Origin of the sequence: Paenibacillus gallinarum, from assembly GCF_014836635.1 — a bacterium.
In the GTDB taxonomy this organism is placed as follows: Bacteria; Bacillota; Bacilli; order Paenibacillales; family Paenibacillaceae; genus Paenibacillus; species Paenibacillus gallinarum.
Map to the genome: position 1 here is coordinate 542,801 of NZ_JACSQL010000002.1, position 16,676 is coordinate 559,476.

20 protein-coding genes are annotated in these 16,676 nt (G+C 41.8%); 16 read left to right on the forward strand and 4 right to left on the reverse strand.

The window, feature by feature from the left end:
• Positions 1-70: 70 nt before the first annotated feature.
• A complete protein-coding gene (gene splB / locus H9647_RS07610) occupies positions 71-1,141 on the reverse strand; it encodes a spore photoproduct lyase (RefSeq protein WP_191799140.1) in 1,071 nt (356 codons plus the stop codon).
• A 199-nt stretch (positions 1,142-1,340) separates the two neighbouring features.
• On the opposite strand from splB, the gene mntR reads away from it, so the two are divergent.
• Both mntR and H9647_RS07620 read left to right on the forward strand, forming a co-directional pair.
• The gene (mntR, locus tag H9647_RS07615; protein WP_160033477.1) at positions 1,341-1,766 is read left to right on the forward strand and encodes a transcriptional regulator MntR; all 426 of its coding nucleotides are present in this window, start codon (positions 1,341-1,343) and stop codon (positions 1,764-1,766) included.
• Between the two features lie 132 nt (positions 1,767-1,898).
• Positions 1,899-3,479 carry a family 10 glycosylhydrolase gene (locus H9647_RS07620; protein WP_191799141.1) on the forward strand — a complete coding sequence of 527 codons (1,581 nt, stop codon included), beginning with the start codon at positions 1,899-1,901 and terminating at the stop codon, positions 3,477-3,479.
• Between the two features lie 97 nt (positions 3,480-3,576).
• Here H9647_RS07620 and H9647_RS07625 read toward each other — a convergent pair whose 3' ends face one another.
• The gene (locus H9647_RS07625; protein WP_191799142.1) at positions 3,577-3,912 is read right to left on the reverse strand and encodes a hypothetical protein; all 336 of its coding nucleotides are present in this window, start codon (positions 3,910-3,912) and stop codon (positions 3,577-3,579) included.
• Between the two features lie 8 nt (positions 3,913-3,920).
• Positions 3,921-4,925: a DUF1385 domain-containing protein gene (locus H9647_RS07630; protein WP_191799143.1), complete on the reverse strand. Its 1,005-nt coding sequence runs from the start codon at positions 4,923-4,925 to the stop codon at positions 3,921-3,923.
• Positions 4,926-5,077: 152 nt separating this feature from the next.
• On the opposite strand from H9647_RS07630, the gene H9647_RS07635 reads away from it, so the two are divergent.
• From H9647_RS07635 to H9647_RS07650, 4 genes are all read left to right on the forward strand, one after another.
• Complete coding sequence (locus tag H9647_RS07635; RefSeq protein WP_318245275.1) at positions 5,078-5,563, forward strand: YqhR family membrane protein; 486 nt, start codon at positions 5,078-5,080, stop codon at positions 5,561-5,563.
• Between the two features lie 307 nt (positions 5,564-5,870).
• Positions 5,871-6,941: a M24 family metallopeptidase gene (locus H9647_RS07640; protein WP_191799145.1), complete on the forward strand. Its 1,071-nt coding sequence runs from the start codon at positions 5,871-5,873 to the stop codon at positions 6,939-6,941.
• A gap of 23 nt (positions 6,942-6,964) precedes the next feature.
• The gene (gene efp / locus H9647_RS07645; protein WP_191799146.1) at positions 6,965-7,522 is read left to right on the forward strand and encodes an elongation factor P; all 558 of its coding nucleotides are present in this window, start codon (positions 6,965-6,967) and stop codon (positions 7,520-7,522) included.
• Positions 7,523-7,769: 247 nt separating this feature from the next.
• Positions 7,770-9,023: an aspartate kinase gene (locus H9647_RS07650; protein ID WP_191799147.1), complete on the forward strand. Its 1,254-nt coding sequence runs from the start codon at positions 7,770-7,772 to the stop codon at positions 9,021-9,023.
• Between the two features lie 62 nt (positions 9,024-9,085).
• Here H9647_RS07650 and H9647_RS07655 read toward each other — a convergent pair whose 3' ends face one another.
• Positions 9,086-9,820 (reverse strand): 2-phosphosulfolactate phosphatase, encoded by a 735-nt coding sequence (locus H9647_RS07655; protein ID WP_191799148.1) that lies wholly within the window; start codon positions 9,818-9,820, stop codon positions 9,086-9,088.
• A 174-nt stretch (positions 9,821-9,994) separates the two neighbouring features.
• On the opposite strand from H9647_RS07655, the gene H9647_RS07660 reads away from it, so the two are divergent.
• The 10 genes from H9647_RS07660 to accB all read left to right on the forward strand — a co-directional run bounded on the left by H9647_RS07660 (position 9,995) and on the right by accB (position 16,627).
• The gene (locus H9647_RS07660) at positions 9,995-10,258 is read left to right on the forward strand and encodes a YqhV family protein (RefSeq protein ID WP_404822593.1); all 264 of its coding nucleotides are present in this window, start codon (positions 9,995-9,997) and stop codon (positions 10,256-10,258) included.
• Positions 10,259-10,378: 120 nt separating this feature from the next.
• Positions 10,379-11,353: a stage III sporulation protein AA gene (gene spoIIIAA / locus H9647_RS07665; RefSeq protein ID WP_191799149.1), complete on the forward strand. Its 975-nt coding sequence runs from the start codon at positions 10,379-10,381 to the stop codon at positions 11,351-11,353.
• Positions 11,346-11,864, forward strand: a complete 519-nt coding sequence (spoIIIAB, locus tag H9647_RS07670; RefSeq protein WP_191799150.1) for a stage III sporulation protein SpoIIIAB — start codon at positions 11,346-11,348, stop codon at positions 11,862-11,864. Before spoIIIAA ends, spoIIIAB begins: the two co-directional genes overlap by 8 nt.
• 16 nt (positions 11,865-11,880) lie before the next feature.
• The gene (gene spoIIIAC / locus H9647_RS07675; RefSeq protein WP_191799151.1) at positions 11,881-12,084 is read left to right on the forward strand and encodes a stage III sporulation protein AC; all 204 of its coding nucleotides are present in this window, start codon (positions 11,881-11,883) and stop codon (positions 12,082-12,084) included.
• 30 nt (positions 12,085-12,114) lie between these two features.
• Positions 12,115-12,504, forward strand: a complete 390-nt coding sequence (spoIIIAD, locus tag H9647_RS07680; RefSeq protein WP_191799152.1) for a stage III sporulation protein AD — start codon at positions 12,115-12,117, stop codon at positions 12,502-12,504.
• Positions 12,505-12,527: 23 nt separating this feature from the next.
• Positions 12,528-13,718: a stage III sporulation protein AE gene (gene spoIIIAE / locus H9647_RS07685; RefSeq protein ID WP_191799153.1), complete on the forward strand. Its 1,191-nt coding sequence runs from the start codon at positions 12,528-12,530 to the stop codon at positions 13,716-13,718.
• A 94-nt stretch (positions 13,719-13,812) separates the two neighbouring features.
• On the forward strand, positions 13,813-14,544 hold the full coding sequence (gene spoIIIAF, locus H9647_RS07690) for a stage III sporulation protein AF (RefSeq protein ID WP_191799154.1): 732 nt from the start codon (positions 13,813-13,815) through the stop codon (positions 14,542-14,544).
• Between the two features lie 28 nt (positions 14,545-14,572).
• Positions 14,573-15,214 carry a stage III sporulation protein AG gene (gene spoIIIAG / locus H9647_RS07695; protein ID WP_191799155.1) on the forward strand — a complete coding sequence of 214 codons (642 nt, stop codon included), beginning with the start codon at positions 14,573-14,575 and terminating at the stop codon, positions 15,212-15,214.
• 65 nt (positions 15,215-15,279) lie between these two features.
• On the forward strand, positions 15,280-15,990 hold the full coding sequence (locus H9647_RS07700) for a SpoIIIAH-like family protein (RefSeq protein WP_191799156.1): 711 nt from the start codon (positions 15,280-15,282) through the stop codon (positions 15,988-15,990).
• Positions 15,991-16,129: 139 nt separating this feature from the next.
• Positions 16,130-16,627, forward strand: a complete 498-nt coding sequence (accB, locus tag H9647_RS07705; RefSeq protein ID WP_191799157.1) for an acetyl-CoA carboxylase biotin carboxyl carrier protein — start codon at positions 16,130-16,132, stop codon at positions 16,625-16,627.
• Positions 16,628-16,676: the final 49 nt, after the last annotated feature.

Sequence of the window (16,676 nt, forward strand, 5' to 3'; positions counted from 1 at the left end):
CTTCCCTATAGCCGTCAGTTTTGACGGAGTATAGGAAAGCACCTTTTTATTATATATAAATGAAAAGTGCTTACGTGAAATATTCGATTCTTGATTCAGGGAAATATTCGAAAATCCGTTCCGTAATAAATTCGCGTAACGCTTGTTGTTGATCTTTTGGATACACATATTTATACTGCCCATATTTGCCCCATTTAGTTTCCCGTTTGGCAATATCCATTTCCAGCTTGGATTTTGGATAACGTTGTTCAATTAAATTTTTAGCTGTTTTCGTGAAACGATGCTGAATCATTTCAAAGGTTAAATCTTTGGTAGCATCTTTAGGCAGGGTTTTCGCTAATCGTTTTAAAAGATCGCCGTATCCTTCTTCCCAACCCTCATGCCATATAATGGGGGCGATAATAAACCCTAATGGATAGCCCGCATGTGCAATTTTTCCGGCAGCTTCGATTCTTTCCTCGAAACGAGAGGTAGCAGGCTCAAAGTTTTTAATGACATAATCTGCGTTAACGCTAAACCGAATGCGAGTATTTCCATTGTGCTTCAAGGAAAGCAGAGGTTCTACATGATGGTATTTGGTTACAAATCGCAATCTGCCGAACTCTTCATCAGCCATAAAGGTAATCAGGTCGGCTAAGTTCCCTGTAATATGCTCTAGACCTACAGGATCTGAGGTACAGGCAGCTTCAAACCGAGTTATCTCTGGCTTGCGTTCTTCAATATAATCCTTCGCTGCTTGAAGAATATCACCGGTATTCACATACACGCGGACATAGGGTTTTGCCCCGAGTGTGGTTTGTAAGTAACAATAATGACAATGGCCCATACAGCCAGTAGAGATGGGGATTGCGTATTCTGCCGATGGCTTGGATTGATCAAATTTTAATGTTCTGCGGATTCCGACCACGAGTGTTCGCTTGGCGATCCGATACTTCTCTAAATCCGTTTCTCCAGGCAAATTCGTGATTCGGTTATGGGAAGTAGTCATATGATATTCGATGTTTTTTTCTTTTACCCATTCCAGAATACGTTGTCCTTTTGGATAATCGAGCGAACTGGGTTCAAAATAAACAAGATCAGGGACAAAAGCTTTAGTGGGCCTAACTTTGCGTTCAGGTCTTTCTAAGACTAGAGTCGGCATGAAAAAGCTCCTCTCACATTGTAATTCACTATGTATTTTGCCTTGACAACCTTATTCTTAAGCATGGAAACATTACGAATTAAACGGGATGCTATGCTCTTCAGGACTTGCAAATCACATTGGATAACATGTATCATAACAAGAGCAAACTTACTCGGCCGCAAGGACGCTAGTTCATTAATGAAATGAGGTTAGGCACATGCCAACGCCCAGTATGGAAGATTATTTGGAGCGAATTTATAAGTTGATCGATGAAAAAGGGTATGCGCGTGTATCCGATATTGCGGAAGGACTCGAAGTACATCCATCCTCAGTAACGAAAATGATACAGAAGCTGGATAAAGATGAGTATTTAATCTATGAGAAGTATCGAGGACTGATCCTTACCCCAAAAGGTAAAAAAATCGGAAAAAGACTGATGGATCGCCATGAGCTGCTTGAAGAGTTTTTGACCATTATCGGGGTACAGGACGAGAATATATACAGAGACGTGGAAGGGATTGAGCATCACCTTAGTTGGGATTCCATAACTTGTATTGAGACTCTCGTGGAGTACTTCCGCCGTGATGATGCAAGGCTGCAGGATCTTCGAAACGTCCATAAGGAACTAACAAACGAATCTTAAAGAAAAAACACCATTCTAGTTACATAGGATGGTGTTTTTCTATTCAGTCGCAACTTTCAGCATATAAAAACGTCTATAACTATAACAAATGGGTTATTTTTCTAAATTTATATGTTTGGAGGACAACGTTTTATGAGGAAAGTTAAAGAGTGCCTTGCTTTGTTACTGGTTGTATTACTTGTACTGCAAGGAGCCCCGAATATCTCGGCGGCAAGTTCGAGTGAAATTACGATTTATTTGGATGGAAGTCAGCTTAAGACGGATGTAGCCCCTTATTTGAAACCGAAAGATAATGTAACGATGGTTCCGCTGCGAGTAATCAGTGAGGGGATCGGCGCTTCAACTAAATGGAATCAATCTACGAGAACTGTAAACATTCAAGGGCTATATACTTCTATTTCCTTAACGAATGGTAAGACAACCGGGATTGTTGATGGGAAGTCCGTAAATTTAACAACATCAGTAGAAATTATTAGAGGCCGAGTTATGGTTCCTTTACGGTTTGTAAGCGAGCATCTAGGCTTACAAGTGACTTGGAATCAATCGGCTAAAACGATTAAACTGACTACAACAAATTTATGGCCTGCAGACCCTGAGATTCCCATTGTGCCAGGTGAACCAAGTTCGGAAATAAGAGGGGCCTGGATATCTACGATTAATGGAGACTGGCCTAAAACGGGCTCTACTAAAAATATCGAAAAACAAAAGCAAGATTTTATCAAAGAATTAGATTCTCTTGAGTCTATGGGGATTAACAGCGTATATGTGCAGCTTCGCGGAGCATCCGATGCTATATATCCATCGGCTCTGGTTCCATGGAATAAAGTACTGACCGGGACACAAGGGCTGGATCCAGGATATGATCCCGTTGCGTTCATGGTTGAGGAAGTACATAAACGAGGAATGGAATTCCATGCTTGGTTTAATCCGTTTCGTGCAAATACCACAACGAACACAAGTACGCTAGCAGCAAACCATGTCATAAAACAGCACCCGGAATGGATCGTAACCGCTAAAAACCAAATGTATATTAACCCAGGTATCCCAGAGGCAAGACAACATATCATTGATACAATTATAGAAGTGGTAAATAACTATGATATTGATGGAGTTCATCTTGACGATTACTTCTACCCATCAAACACGACGTTTAATGACAATGTTGCTTATAAGCAATATAACGCCGGCAAATTCAAGAATATAGATGACTGGAGAAGAGATAACATCAATCGTTTTGTTCAAAGTTTAGGACAAAGCGTTAAACAGTCTAAGCCGTCAGTAGAGTACGGTATCAGTCCTTTTGGTGTATGGAGAAACATAGCGAAAGATCCTACAGGGTCTAATACCAAAGCAAGTGCCGCGTATGACGATATGTATGCTGATGTTAGAACATGGATAAAAGAAGGCTGGATCGATTATGTGGCTCCGCAGATCTATTGGAGTATGTCGTTTACTGCTGCCAGATACGATGTGCTGGTAGATTGGTGGGCTAACGAAGTGAAGGGAACAGACGTTGATCTTATTATCGGTCATTCTCCTTATAAGCTGGGAACTGCAGAAGTTGGCTGGCAGACATCACAAGAGATCATCAATCAGCTGAAATACAATGAACAGTATGATGATATCACAGGATCTATATTTTTCAGTAGTCAGTATCTCACCAAAAATCCGCTTGGATTAATTCAAGCGTTAACCTCATACTATACGAAATAAAAAATGAGATAGATCGGAATTTATTCCTTATAATTATAATTATAAAAGTATACAAAAGAACCCCGTAGATTAAGGTCTGCGGGGTTCTTTGTGATCTTTAATGGTATTTAGGAAGATCAGGATCATCTTTATCTCTCTTATTTCCTTCGATTACGTGGAATGGGTAATCTTTTCTTTTTTTTGTTGTCGTTGATTTTGCTCCATTTTTGGATTGACCAAGCTTTGCCATTGTTGCAGCAGACGGTTTGACTTTCGGGTATTTCTTCCTGCTGTTAGCATAACCAGCTGGTGGCTTCAGATAAAACCACAACATCAAACCGACTAGAATGATAGGAAGTATGAGTTGATTCCAGGCACCGCTCGCTGCAAATACAATGAACTGAAAAATGGCTAAAGCCATAACCGAAAAGAAAATAACACCGTGTTTCAACATCTTCCATCTCATCCTTTCACAGGATCCAGATTTCCGCTTGCATAAGATACGTTTACAGTAGCATTCTCGAGTTCTGCATCAAGTTCACGCATCCGATTGAAGGAAGCAATAGACACCTCTACCTGATCATCTGTAGGTTCTTTTGTAGTTAGCAGCTGAAGCCACAGACCAGGGTATCCAAGATAACGGAGGACAGGAACATCACGAACTGCGTTCGTAAACTTTAGAACTTCGAAAGACAACCCTAGCACGACCGGTAAGAGCATCAGACGCTGACCTACACGTTCCCACACATTATCATATGGGAAAGGGATGGAGAATAAAGAATAGACCAGTACCCCAACAATAACACTTAGAACAAGAAAACTGCTGCCACAGCGATAGTGAAGACGGCTGAACTTTTGTACATTTGCAGGCGTTAGCTCTACCCCTGCTTCATAAGCACTGATTACTTTATGCTCTGCTCCATGATATTGGAACAGTCTCTTAATCGTCGGTGTAAGCGATATGACATACAAGTATAAAAATACTAGCAATATTTTAATAATACCTTCAATAAAGGTGTGACTAAATTTACTTAACCCTGTGTTACCAAATAAAAAATCTTCGATAAATACAGGCACAGCGGTGAGAACGACTTTGCCAAATACAAAGGACAGTACACCGACAGCGGCTACTCCAATGACCATGGACAGGCTCCAGCCAGAATTTTCACTATCCTTCTGTTCTTGTCGTTCTTCTTCTGTCAGTTCATCGTCTGCATAAGCATCAGCAGAAAAGTTTAAATGCTTGGTTCCTTTGGCACTCGAGTCAATTAGACTAACAATCCCGCGTAAAAAAGGGATTTTTCTTAGTTTTTTAACCCAGGATTTATCTTGTTTTGGGACTTCTAAAAAAGCGATTTCCTGGTTTTTTCGTCTTACTGCTGTAACATTTACATGCTTCCCGCCAAACATTACGCCTTCTATGACTGCTTGGCCGCCGTAAGCTACTGGTTTTGATTCTTGAGGCAAAAGTTTCACCTTCCTATTCTCTTCATTACCTCTATTGTATCTTTTTTAGCCAGCAATTTCTAGTTTTGAGTAACGATTTGGAATTTGCACATACTACATGCTATAGCATGAATTTACATGATGATATTTTAATAATAAGGAGACGATTTGGAGTGAACCATCAGCAGAAAAGAATAAAACGAACAAACCCGCTGCTTTTCGGTTTGGAAATTGGATTTTTTGCCGGATTATTTTGGGGAGGAATTCAGTGGGTTTTCTATATTTTTCATTTTACAGTGATTCCGACCGGATTTATTGCGGAACCTTTTTTCAAACACTCTTTTATTTATTCGGCACCCGGGCAATGGCTAGGGTGGGCATTTTTTATCGGATTTTCGATCCTTGCCACCTTACTTTACATATTTACTTTGCGTAAACTAAGAGGTCCAATTCCTGGATTACTATACGGTATCGTCTGGTGGTTTCTCATTTTCATATGGCCCGGTCCAATCTTCGGTATGGTGAAACCAATTACAGAGGTGACGTGGGACACGATCTATGCAGAATTTTGTTTGTTTTTATTGTGGGGATTGTTTATTGGTTATTCTATAGCTGTCGAGTATACCAACGAACGGAAACGAGAGCCAGAAATGGTATAAGGCTGCAATCAAAAAAACTTCTCAATCCCGCGCTCATTGTGTTAAAATAGCAAATGGTTATCGGCAGGGAAGGTAGTACACAAGGATAAAGCGGTATTTCGGTTTGTGAGCTACACGTACTGCAGACTTTCATGAACGTACCATCGTTTTTTGCGCACGTTATGATGGCACCAGAAACCATAGCCCTATTTGCTGGATTCATTCTACAGCTTTACATCTGATCTACAGGCCATGATATACGATCTGGAGATTCATGAAGAGAGTGTGATAAGGAACTGGCTTGAAGGCGAAGAAAGAAGGTATAATCATGGAGAACAACCGCGTGTTGAAACTACGTAAGGCTATGAAAGAACAAGGACTGGAAGCTATTTTGGTGACGAGCCCGATTAACAGACGGTATATTACCGGCTTCACTGGTTCAGCAGGTTACGTACTCGTAACGCTCCAAAAGGCGTATTTGCTTACTGATTTTCGTTATATGACACAGGCTCCGCAACAAGCTAAAGAATTTACTGTTCTTGAACATGCTGCGAAACCGATGGAAACAGTAAAAGAATTACTGAGTGAAGAAGGAATTCAGTCACTGGGATTTGAGAAGGATTTGATTACGTTCGCAACGTATGAGGCGTACACAGATCAACTGAAACCTGTGAAACTGGTTCCGGTGAGCGGACTTGTTGAAAAACTTCGGTTATATAAAGATGAGAACGAGATTGCGATCATGCAGCGTGCTGCTGATTTGGCGGATGCTGCTTTTGCTCATATCCTGACAGTTGTAAAACCTGGCATGACAGAACGCGAAGCAGACCTTGAACTTGAATTCTTTATGCGCAAGCATGGCGCAACATCTTCTTCCTTTGATACGATTGTAGCTTCTGGGATCCGTTCAGCAATGCCCCACGGCGTTGCCAGCAATAAGGTAATTGAGAAAGGTGATTTTATCACTTTTGATTTTGGTGCACTTTTAGATGGTTACTGTTCAGACTTGACACGTACAATTACTGTGGGGACACCAGCAGCCAAATTGCTTGAGATTTACGATATCGTACTTGAAGCTCAATTACATACTTTGGAACATTTGAAGCCGGGTATGACAGGACGGGAAGCAGATGCGCTCGCAAGAGACATAATTACGAAATATGGATATGGCGACCATTTTGGTCACAGCACGGGACATGGCCTCGGTATGGAAGTTCATGAGTCACCTCGTTTATCCAAACATAGTGATGATATTCTCGAACCAGGAATGGTCGTTACCGTAGAGCCAGGTATCTACCTTGCTGACATTGGAGGCGTTCGAATTGAAGATGATGTCGTAATGACTGAATCTGGAATTTCTATTTTGACGCATTCAAAGAAAGAATTAATAACGTTGTAATTATAATTAGGAGGGGTTTTTTAGTGATTTCAGTTAATGATTTTAAAACAGGTTTGACCGTTGAAGTTGACGGTGACATTTTTACAGTTCTTGATTTCCAACACGTAAAGCCAGGTAAAGGAGCAGCATTTGTTCGTTCTAAGCTTAAAAACCTTCGTAATGGTAACACAGTAGAAAAAACATTCCGTGCTGGTGAAACGATCGGTCGTGCACAAATCGACAACCGTGGTGTTTCTTATCTGTATGCAAGTGCAGATGAGCATACTTTTATGGATAACGAAACTTACGATCAATTCACACTCACTAGTGATCAATTGAAATGGGAACTTAACTTCCTTAAAGAAAACATGAATGTAAACATTATCAGCTACAAAGGTGAAATTCTTGGAATTAACCTGCCGAACTCTGTAGAATTGAAAGTTATTGAGACAGAGCCAGGAATTAAAGGAAACACAGCAACAGGTGCTACTAAAAATGCAAAAGTAGAAACAGGTCTGAATGTACAAGTGCCTTTGTTCATTAATGAAGGCGATGTTCTGATCATTGATACTCGTGAAGGTAAATACAGTTCCCGCGCATAATAAAGACGACGTTCTTTTCTAGAGATACGTTCATATACAAAGTCCTCTGCTAATCAGCAGGGGACTTTGTTGTGTTTTGAGGAGAATAGAGGAGCTTATAGAGACTTCTTCAGTGATTTACAGTAAAAAAGGGTTACCAGTTTCCAAATTTCGTATTATACTGTTTAAAAGTAAGGTAAGTGTAAGCCAGCTTATCGCCTATATATAATGATGTTTTATACTTGTAAGGGTAGGGAGTGAGTTTAGTTTGTCTTTGTTTGTAATGAAATTCGGAGGAAGTTCCGTAGGTGATACGGAACGAATGCAGCGAGTAGCAAAACGCGTAGCCCAGAAACAAGATGAAGGACATCAATGTGTCGTTGTCGTCTCCGCTATGGGGGATACAACAGACGAACTCATTGACCAGGCAAAAATATTAAACGATAAGCTTCCTGCACGGGAAATGGATATGCTGCTCACAACGGGTGAGCAAATTTCGATTGCTTTATTATCAATGGCAATCCAGAGCTTAGGACGTGAAACCGTCTCCTATACAGGATGGCAAGCGGGATTCCGGACTGAGCCAGTTCATGGAAAAGCACGAATTACGGATATACAGCCAGAACGAGTATTACGATCCTTGAAAGAAGGTAAAATTGTAATCGTTGCCGGATTCCAAGGTATATCCGAAGAGGGAGAAATTACGACACTCGGACGCGGCGGGTCTGATACGACAGCAGTTGCACTTGCAGCTGCGATCAAAGCCGACGCTTGCGAAATATATACAGATGTTGACGGGGTTTATTCTACTGACCCGCGAATCGTCAAGGTTGCTCGAAAACTGAGTGAAATCTCGTATGATGAAATGCTGGAACTTGCTCACCTAGGTACAGCTGTATTGCACCCGCGTGCAGTCGAATATGCGAAACATTCGAAAGTACCTTTAGTGGTTCGATCCAGCTTTACTTATAATGAAGGAACGGTAGTGAAGGAGGAAGCAGCATTGGAACAAGGCGTAGTGGTAAGCGGTATTGCCTACGATAAAAATGTAGCGCGTATCAGTATTTTGGGAGTTGAAGATATTCCGGGCGTGCTTGCAGGTATGTTTGGTGCGTTAGCAAAAGAACAAATCGATGTTGATATTATCGTACAAAGCGGTATCAGTGATGGCAAAGCGGACTTCTCCTTTACTGTTAATTTAGATGATAGACAGCGTGCTATTGATGTCATTCAAGGAATGGAAAGCATTCTACCTTTTCGTGAAATAACGTCAGAGGATGGACTTGTGAAAATATCAATTGTTGGTGCAGGCATGGTCAGCCATCCAGGGGTTGCTGCTCAAATGTTTGATGTCATTTCAAGCCAAGGTGTCAATATCAAAATGGTAAGCACATCAGAGATTAAAGTTTCTTGTGTGGTTGAAGGTACAAAGCTGAATGAAGTTATTCGTGCGCTCCATACAGCTTATAACCTCGATGCAGAAGTTCAAGCTTTTGTAGGTGGACCACAAGATCGAAGATAATTAAGGTATTACATCAAAAAAGAGGCTTACACGACAAATAACGTGTAAGCCTCTTTTTTATCTTAAACTAATTTTTGCTCTTGTGATTTCCATGGGATTAAAAGATGATCTTCCATAAAAGGAACAATTGTAAAAGCATTCTTTGTTAAGCAATAATCTACATCTTTTTCATGTCCCTGTTTCGTTAATCTCTTCGCCTCACTGCTCTCTTTCAGCTTATCTCTAAGGTCTGACTCACAGCCAAGATAGGCTTGATGGACAACCAATCCTAAATCATTAAGACGCACAGGCTGCACAGCTGATTGTTTTATATATTGAATGAGCATTCCAGCGCAAAGTGCATCCTCCATAGTTAACCTGTCCTGTTGACCCGCACATAAAATAGCGATATCCAGATCAACCTCTGTTAGCACCTCTGCACAAGCTTTTGCGTTCAAAAAAGCTGCTGTGAATATATAGGAAGCTTTTCCTGCTTTAATTAAAGCTCTAGTACCGCTGGTAGTGGTCATAATTCCTTTTCGTCCTTCTACTAATTCTTTTGTATATTCCAAAGGTGAGTTCCCCGCATCAAATCCAGCTATTTTCTTACAGAATCGTTCGCCGCCTAGAAACATACCTTCAAGCCCAAGTTGTTTGGCTTGTGGCACCGTTTCTACGGGCGTAATGCAGATTGCTCCTTGTGCTAGTGCAGTAACAATGGTACTCGTTGTTCGGAATACATCGATAACCACTGCGCTGCGGTGAATCACATCTTCTGTGCGTATTTCACTGGCACTGGCAACAACATCGATACGCATAGGTGTACCTCCCTAACTTGTTTTTGCACTGTTTCTCTACATGATTCAACCTATCTATTCTTACTATATGCAACAGGAGAAGGGCAGGTGCCTACCTCTTTTTTTTCTGTGGATATAAATAGACTAGTTTTGGCATATGTTCTAAGACAACTTGCTTCAGGGAGGAACTCTACATTGGACAAATATGTATTGTCGATGGCTATTTTACGTATTTTTTCAGGATCTGCTGAATTGATTGCTGCCCTGCTTATGCTGAGGTTTAATCAGGTCGAGAAAGCACTTGCCGTGAATTCCGCCCTTGCATTTGTTGGCCCGATGATCCTTATCTTAACGACAACCATTGGTTTGGTAGGGATGGCAGACAAGCTTTCTATTGGTAAATTGGCGTGGGTATTTATGGGAGTTACTTGTCTCTTAATTGGTATTTTAAAAAAATGATAGATTCCCGTCATAAAAAACGTGTACAGGCATAAATATGGGGTATGACCAACAAAAACGGGCCCCCGGAAAGGGCCTTGGAAAAAGCCCTGATCATCTAGGGAATGGGGGTGCCGGATAATGAAATGGCTTGAGTTGTTTCCTGAGTCGCTAAAAATACTGCTGATGCATCTTCCTAGACCACTTCTAGAATCGTTAGAGGAAGTTCGGATTCGTGAGGGAAGGCCTCTCGAAATTAACACAAATGGAGAGCATTATTTTGTAACCCGGCTTTCTATGCCCTCAAAAATACAGTCAGAAGCGTATTGTCCATCTAGGGAGGATACTCACCGATTTCTTGAAGTAATTAGTAATCATTCGCTGTACACCATGGAAGAAGAACTTCGCAAAGGTTTCATAACGATCCCAGGTGGTCATCGAATTGGACTTGCTGGAAGAACGGTACTTAAAAACGGAAAAGTAGAACATTTACGAGATATTAGCGGATTTAATGTTCGAATAGCCAAGGAGATAAACGGCGCAGCGGATCAGATTATTCCACATCTTGTAGACCACCGAACTTCTCGAATCAAACATACGCTCATTGTTTCTTCTCCGCAGCAAGGGAAAACGACACTGCTTCGAGATATAGCCAGACAAATCAGTCATGGAAGCGAGAAAAGAAGAAGTTTTAAAGTGAGTATTGTGGACGAACGTTCCGAAATTGCCGGGAGTTATAAAGGCGTTCCTACCTTCGATGTTGGACCAAGAACAGACGTGATGGATGCTTGTCCGAAAGCAGAAGGGATGATGATGCTGCTGAGATCCATGTCACCCGAAGTACTGATTGTAGATGAGATCGGCAGAGAAGAAGATGCAGAAGCGATAAAAGAAGCACTGAATGCCGGTATTTCCGTCATTGCGAGCGCACATGCCAGGGATATGGCTGATCTGAGCAGACGTCCATTTATTAAGGATCTAATTCAGGAAGAATTGTTTCAGCTGTACGTTATGATTGATCGCTTCGGTAAAAAAGTGACGTACAAACTGGCAGATAATAAAAACAGAACCATACAGCAGCAAGGCATTACGAACGTAGGTGGTGCTCATGCTTAAACTGATAGGTGCTCTGATGATCCTGCTTTCAGGAACTCTTCTAGGCATGTATCAAGCCAATCTTTTTGCTTCCAGACCCAAGCAGATTAGAGAGCTTGTTCTTATCTTCCAGCGTCTGCTGACGGAAATTAATTATAGTTATAGTCCGCTTGCCGATGCCCTGCAAAAGATAGGATCGCAAGCGAGTAAACCACTTGGACGTCTTTTCATAGCGACTGCAGAGCATATGAACTCTCCCAAAGGGCATTCGGCTAACGAAAGCTTTCACTATGCGATAGACAAATACTGGAGCCAGACAGCTATGAAACAACCAGAGAAAGACGTGATACTTCAGCTGAGTTTAAGTCTTGGGACAAGCGACAGAGAGGAACAAAATAAACACATTACGCTTGCCATCCAGCAATTAAATCATGAAGAAATCACGGCGCGGGAGGATCAACTGAAGTATGAAAAGATGAGCCGCAGTCTTGGTCTTCTGGTCGGGGCGCTGATCGTCATCCTGATCTTATAGTGAGGTGCCAGAGTAGATGAATTTAGAAGTGAATGCGATTTTTCAAATCGCAGGTATCGGCATTATTATCGCCATGATTCATACGGTACTAAAGCAAATGGGAAAAGAAGATATGGCGCACTGGGTAACGTTAATTGGCTTTGTGGTGGTCTTATTCATGGTGATACGAATGCTCGACAACTTGCTGCAGGAGATTAAATCTATTTTCCTTTTTCATTAAATAGAGCCTTATCTAAACAGGTGATTAGAAATGGAAATCATTCAAATCGTAGGACTTGGACTCATAGCGACCATCCTGATTCTGATAGTCAAAGAACAAAAGCCGCTGTTTGCGTTTCTGATTGCAACGACAGCAGGGATCCTAATCTTCATGTTTGTTATCGGCAAAATTGGTGCTGTGCTTCAGGTACTCGAGAGGATGGCCCAATCCTCGGGAATGGATGAGATCCATCTAAAAACAATACTGAAAATCATCGGTATTGCCTACATCGCAGAGTTTGGCGCACAAATTGTACGGGATGCGGGACAAGACAGCATTGCATCCAAAATTGAACTTGCCGGCAAAGTGCTGATTCTGGTACTGGCTGTACCCATTATCAGCATTATTATCGAAACAGTGCTGAAGCTGCTGCCGGTATAAAGAGGTGGAGGAAGTAAGATGTGATGAAAAATTCCAGTGGTTCCCGCAATCAGATTGTGATTGTCACACTGATGTTGTGTTTTTTCTTTGCACTTGCAAACCAGGTTTTTGCGGACTCCCCTGTAACCGACTGGGCAAACAAGCAAGTTGAACAGCTACCGACAGAGCAGGTGGAACGGTACTGGCAGTCTCTCATTGATGAATACGGAGGATTTTTCCCTGAAGGCAAGTTGCCCTCTTTTATGGACATGCTGATGCCCGGCGGAGAAGGACTAAGTATCAAAAATATGTTTGGAGCGATAGGTCAGTATTTGTTACATGAAGTTCTCTTTAATGCAAAACTTCTCGTTACGATCATTATGCTAAACATCTTGAGTATGATTCTGGAAACACTTCAGACTGCCTTCGAAAAAAGTACGATCAGTAAAGTGGCTTACGCCATTTGTTATATGGTGATTATCGTAATTTCGATTAACAGCTTCAGTGTCGCTATTGGTTATGCCGAAGATGCGATCGATCGCATGATTGATTTTATGCTCGCTATGATTCCCCTGCTGTTTGCCTTACTTGCATCTATGGGGAACATCGTTACTGTCAGTGTCACACATCCGCTTATCGTATTCATGATTCACACGATCGGCGTACTGATCTATAAGATCGTATTTCCGCTCTTGTTCTTTTCAGCCGTTCTGCATTTAGTCAGTTCTTTAACGGACAAGTATAAGCTGACTCAGCTTGCAAACCTGCTTAGACTGATTGGAATTGGAGTGCTTGGAGTCGTACTAACCATTTTTCTAGGCGTTATCTCTGTGCAAGGGGCTACAAGCTCGGTTACAGATGGAGTTACGATTCGGGCAGCAAAGTATGTATCAGGCAATTTTGTTCCCGTCGTCGGCAAAGTTCTCGCAGATGCAACCGATACCGTTATTACGGCATCGCTGCTAGTTAAAAATTCGATTGGACTAGCGGGAGTCATTATTATTTTGTTCTTGTGTGCATTCCCAGCTCTAAAAATTTTGACTCTCGCTTTTATATATAATCTCGCGGCAGCCTTAATGCAGCCCCTCGGCGATACACCGATCGTAGGATGTCTGCAGGCGATTGGCAAAAGTCTTATCTATGTCTTCGCAGCGCTTGCAGCGGTCAGTCTTATGTTCTTTCTTGCGATAACGATCATGCTGACAGCTGGAAATATGACAGTAATGTTGAGGTGATCCAAATGAAGAAAATGACGAATCACAGGTACCCTTCGGTCAGAGGTCCTAATACGAAGAGGATGTAAAAACGTACAGCACGGAGGTGGATGCAGTGGAATGGCTGAGCGGATGGTTACGAGAACTCATACTGGTCGTTTTACTGGCTACCTTTGTGGATATGCTGCTTCCGAATCGCTCCATGGAGCGGTATGTCAAGCTTGTACTGAGTTTACTTATTTTGCTGACGTTAATCACCCCTTTAATCAATCTACTAAGCAGTGAACCCGATGCAAGACTTAAAGAAGCGCTTAGAGACTGGACTAAAGATGGGGCACAGATACAGGCGATGACGCTAGACGACATCCTAGATGAAGGGGAAAAGCTCCATAAGCAACAAGATCTAAAGGCTAAGGAATGGGCGGCTAAAGAAGTAGCAAATCAAATCAAAGAGCAGATCGAACGAGAAACGGAGCTTCCGGTTGAATCGGTCAGCGTTATCCTCGGAACCGAGAAAAAAACGGAGAAAAGTGCTGAACTAACCTCCATCACCCGTGTGAAAGTCACGATGGGACAAAGTAATAAAGATAGACAGTTAACGAGGAACCTAGAAAATGGACCCATTGAAATTACTCCTGTGGATCAGAATCCCATTTCAGTCCAAATATCTGATCCTGCAAAAGAAGAGGATGCACCTGAAGAGAAGCAATATGATTCAGGAGAAGAGGCAGTCTCTGTTATGACAGGAACAGAAGCAGATCAAATCACTTCTTTGATTGAAGGACAGTGGAAGGTCGATGCCAAACATATCTTTATTTTGAAGCCTGAGAGCAGCGGGGAACTGTAAACCTAATAAACCGAAAGGAGCAGCTGAAATGGGGAAACTGAGAAACAGTTTGAATAAATGGATAGGATCTTCTGAAGAAGGATCAACGAAACGAACGCAAACCTTTCGGTGGTTAATTATTGTAGGCTTAATCGGTGTGGCTATTATCATCATTAGTTCATTCATTAATGTGAAAGAGATTGATACAGAAAACGTGGGGAGAGAACCGCCGCTGGACAATAGTGTACAATCTGCTTTTGGTTCTACGGAAGGTGAGATGACTCCTTTTGATACCACCGAGCACGCTTTTGAATCCAAAATTAAAGGGATACTCGAACAAATTGTAGGCGTTGGAACGGTGGATGTCATGGTTACCATTGATTCTACAGAGGAGATTGTGGTCGAGAGAAACCGGCAGGATACACAGCAAAATACAGAGGAAACAGACGCAAATGGTGGGAAACGCAGTATAACTCAGTACACAAGAGATGGGGAAATTGTAACCTATGATATTTCAGGAGACCAAACTCCCATCATTACCAAGAAGATTAAACCTCAAATCCGCGGTGTACTCGTCGTTGCAAAAGGGGCAGAGAATAAAATTGTTAAAGATCTCATTACAGAAGCTGTCGAAAAAGGATTAAACGTCGAATCCTATCGAATATCGGTTGTACCAAGGAAACAAGAGTAGATGTATGCACCTTACCTTTAGGTGGGAGATTTAAAAACTTAAATCATTTTGGGAGGAATAAAACAATGACTAACAAAAGACAAACGATATGGCTCGTGTCCATGCTGAGTCTAATGGTCGTACTTTCTGCTTACTATCTATTCACAGAAGATACGGGGACATCTAGCCAGGTAGCAGAAACACAGCAAATCAAAGGTACGCCTAGCGATGCACAGGAAGCTTCCGCAACGAATCCGCTGGATGGACTTGTTGTAAACGAAGTTGTTACAGAAGGTCTGGTAACAGGGGAACAAACGGATGAGACCGGTGCTCCGGTTGCTCCTGATGCAGTCAAAGAAGAAGAAGTAACCTCAGAAAAAACGGATGCGGCAAAGACAGATGAAGAAGTATTGAAAGAAATGGAAGCTCAAAACACGTCCGCTTCTGCTGCTAACATATTTGAAAATTATCAATGGGAGCGTACCGCTGAGAATTCAAGAATAGAAAGTGAACTGCTTGCAACAGCAGGCGACAACAGTAAAACACCAGAAGAGAATGCAAAAGCAGTGGAGCAATTGCGTATACTAGAAGAGAAGAATTCAAAAATTACGGGGATTGAAGAGCAACTTTCTCAGCAATATACAAATGCAATTGTAGAAGAAGATAACGATCAATATAAAGTGGTCGTGATCAGCGAAAAACTGGAAGCGAAAGATGCGGTTACCATCGTTGATATGGTCATTAATGAGCTTGATGTAACACAAGATAAAGTTCGAGTACAGTATGTAAAAGAATAAACAGCGTGCTCACTTTTAGGGAAGAGCCTCGGGACAACGTTTCCGGGCTCTTTCCATTTTTAATGATTGTGATATAATACATAACGTTATCACTGTCCGAGTGAAGATGGCAGTATGCCGAAGGAGTGAACTATAATTCATGTTTAAATTAAATGAAATTAAAGAATTAATAAAGCTGATTGATGAAACTTCTGTACAAGAGGTTGAGATTGAAAACGAAGGTTCCAAACTGACAATACGCAAGCCAGGTCCGACTGAATATGTACAAGCACCAGTAAACGTAAGTACATATCCGCCTGCAACTCAGATGATGCAGCCAAATTATACACCTGCAAGCAACATGCCTGGAAATCAAGCAGCGCCTGTTCAGGAATCACCGGAGAAGACGGAGTCAAATTTACATAAGATTGTTTCGCCTATGGTGGGTACATTTTATTCCTCACCGTCGCCAGAAGCAGCAGCCTTTGTAAGTCCAGGCAGCAAAGTGACGGAGAAAACAACCGTATGTATTGTAGAAGCAATGAAACTCATGAACGAGATTGAAGCTGACGTTAAAGGCGAGATCGTTGAGATCCTCGTACAAAATGGTCAACTCGTTGAATACGGTCAACCTTTGTTCTTGGTTAAATCGGAGTAATCTCCTATTGGTGAACCACTCTGTAGTACGGTTTCATTAGAGTAAAGCT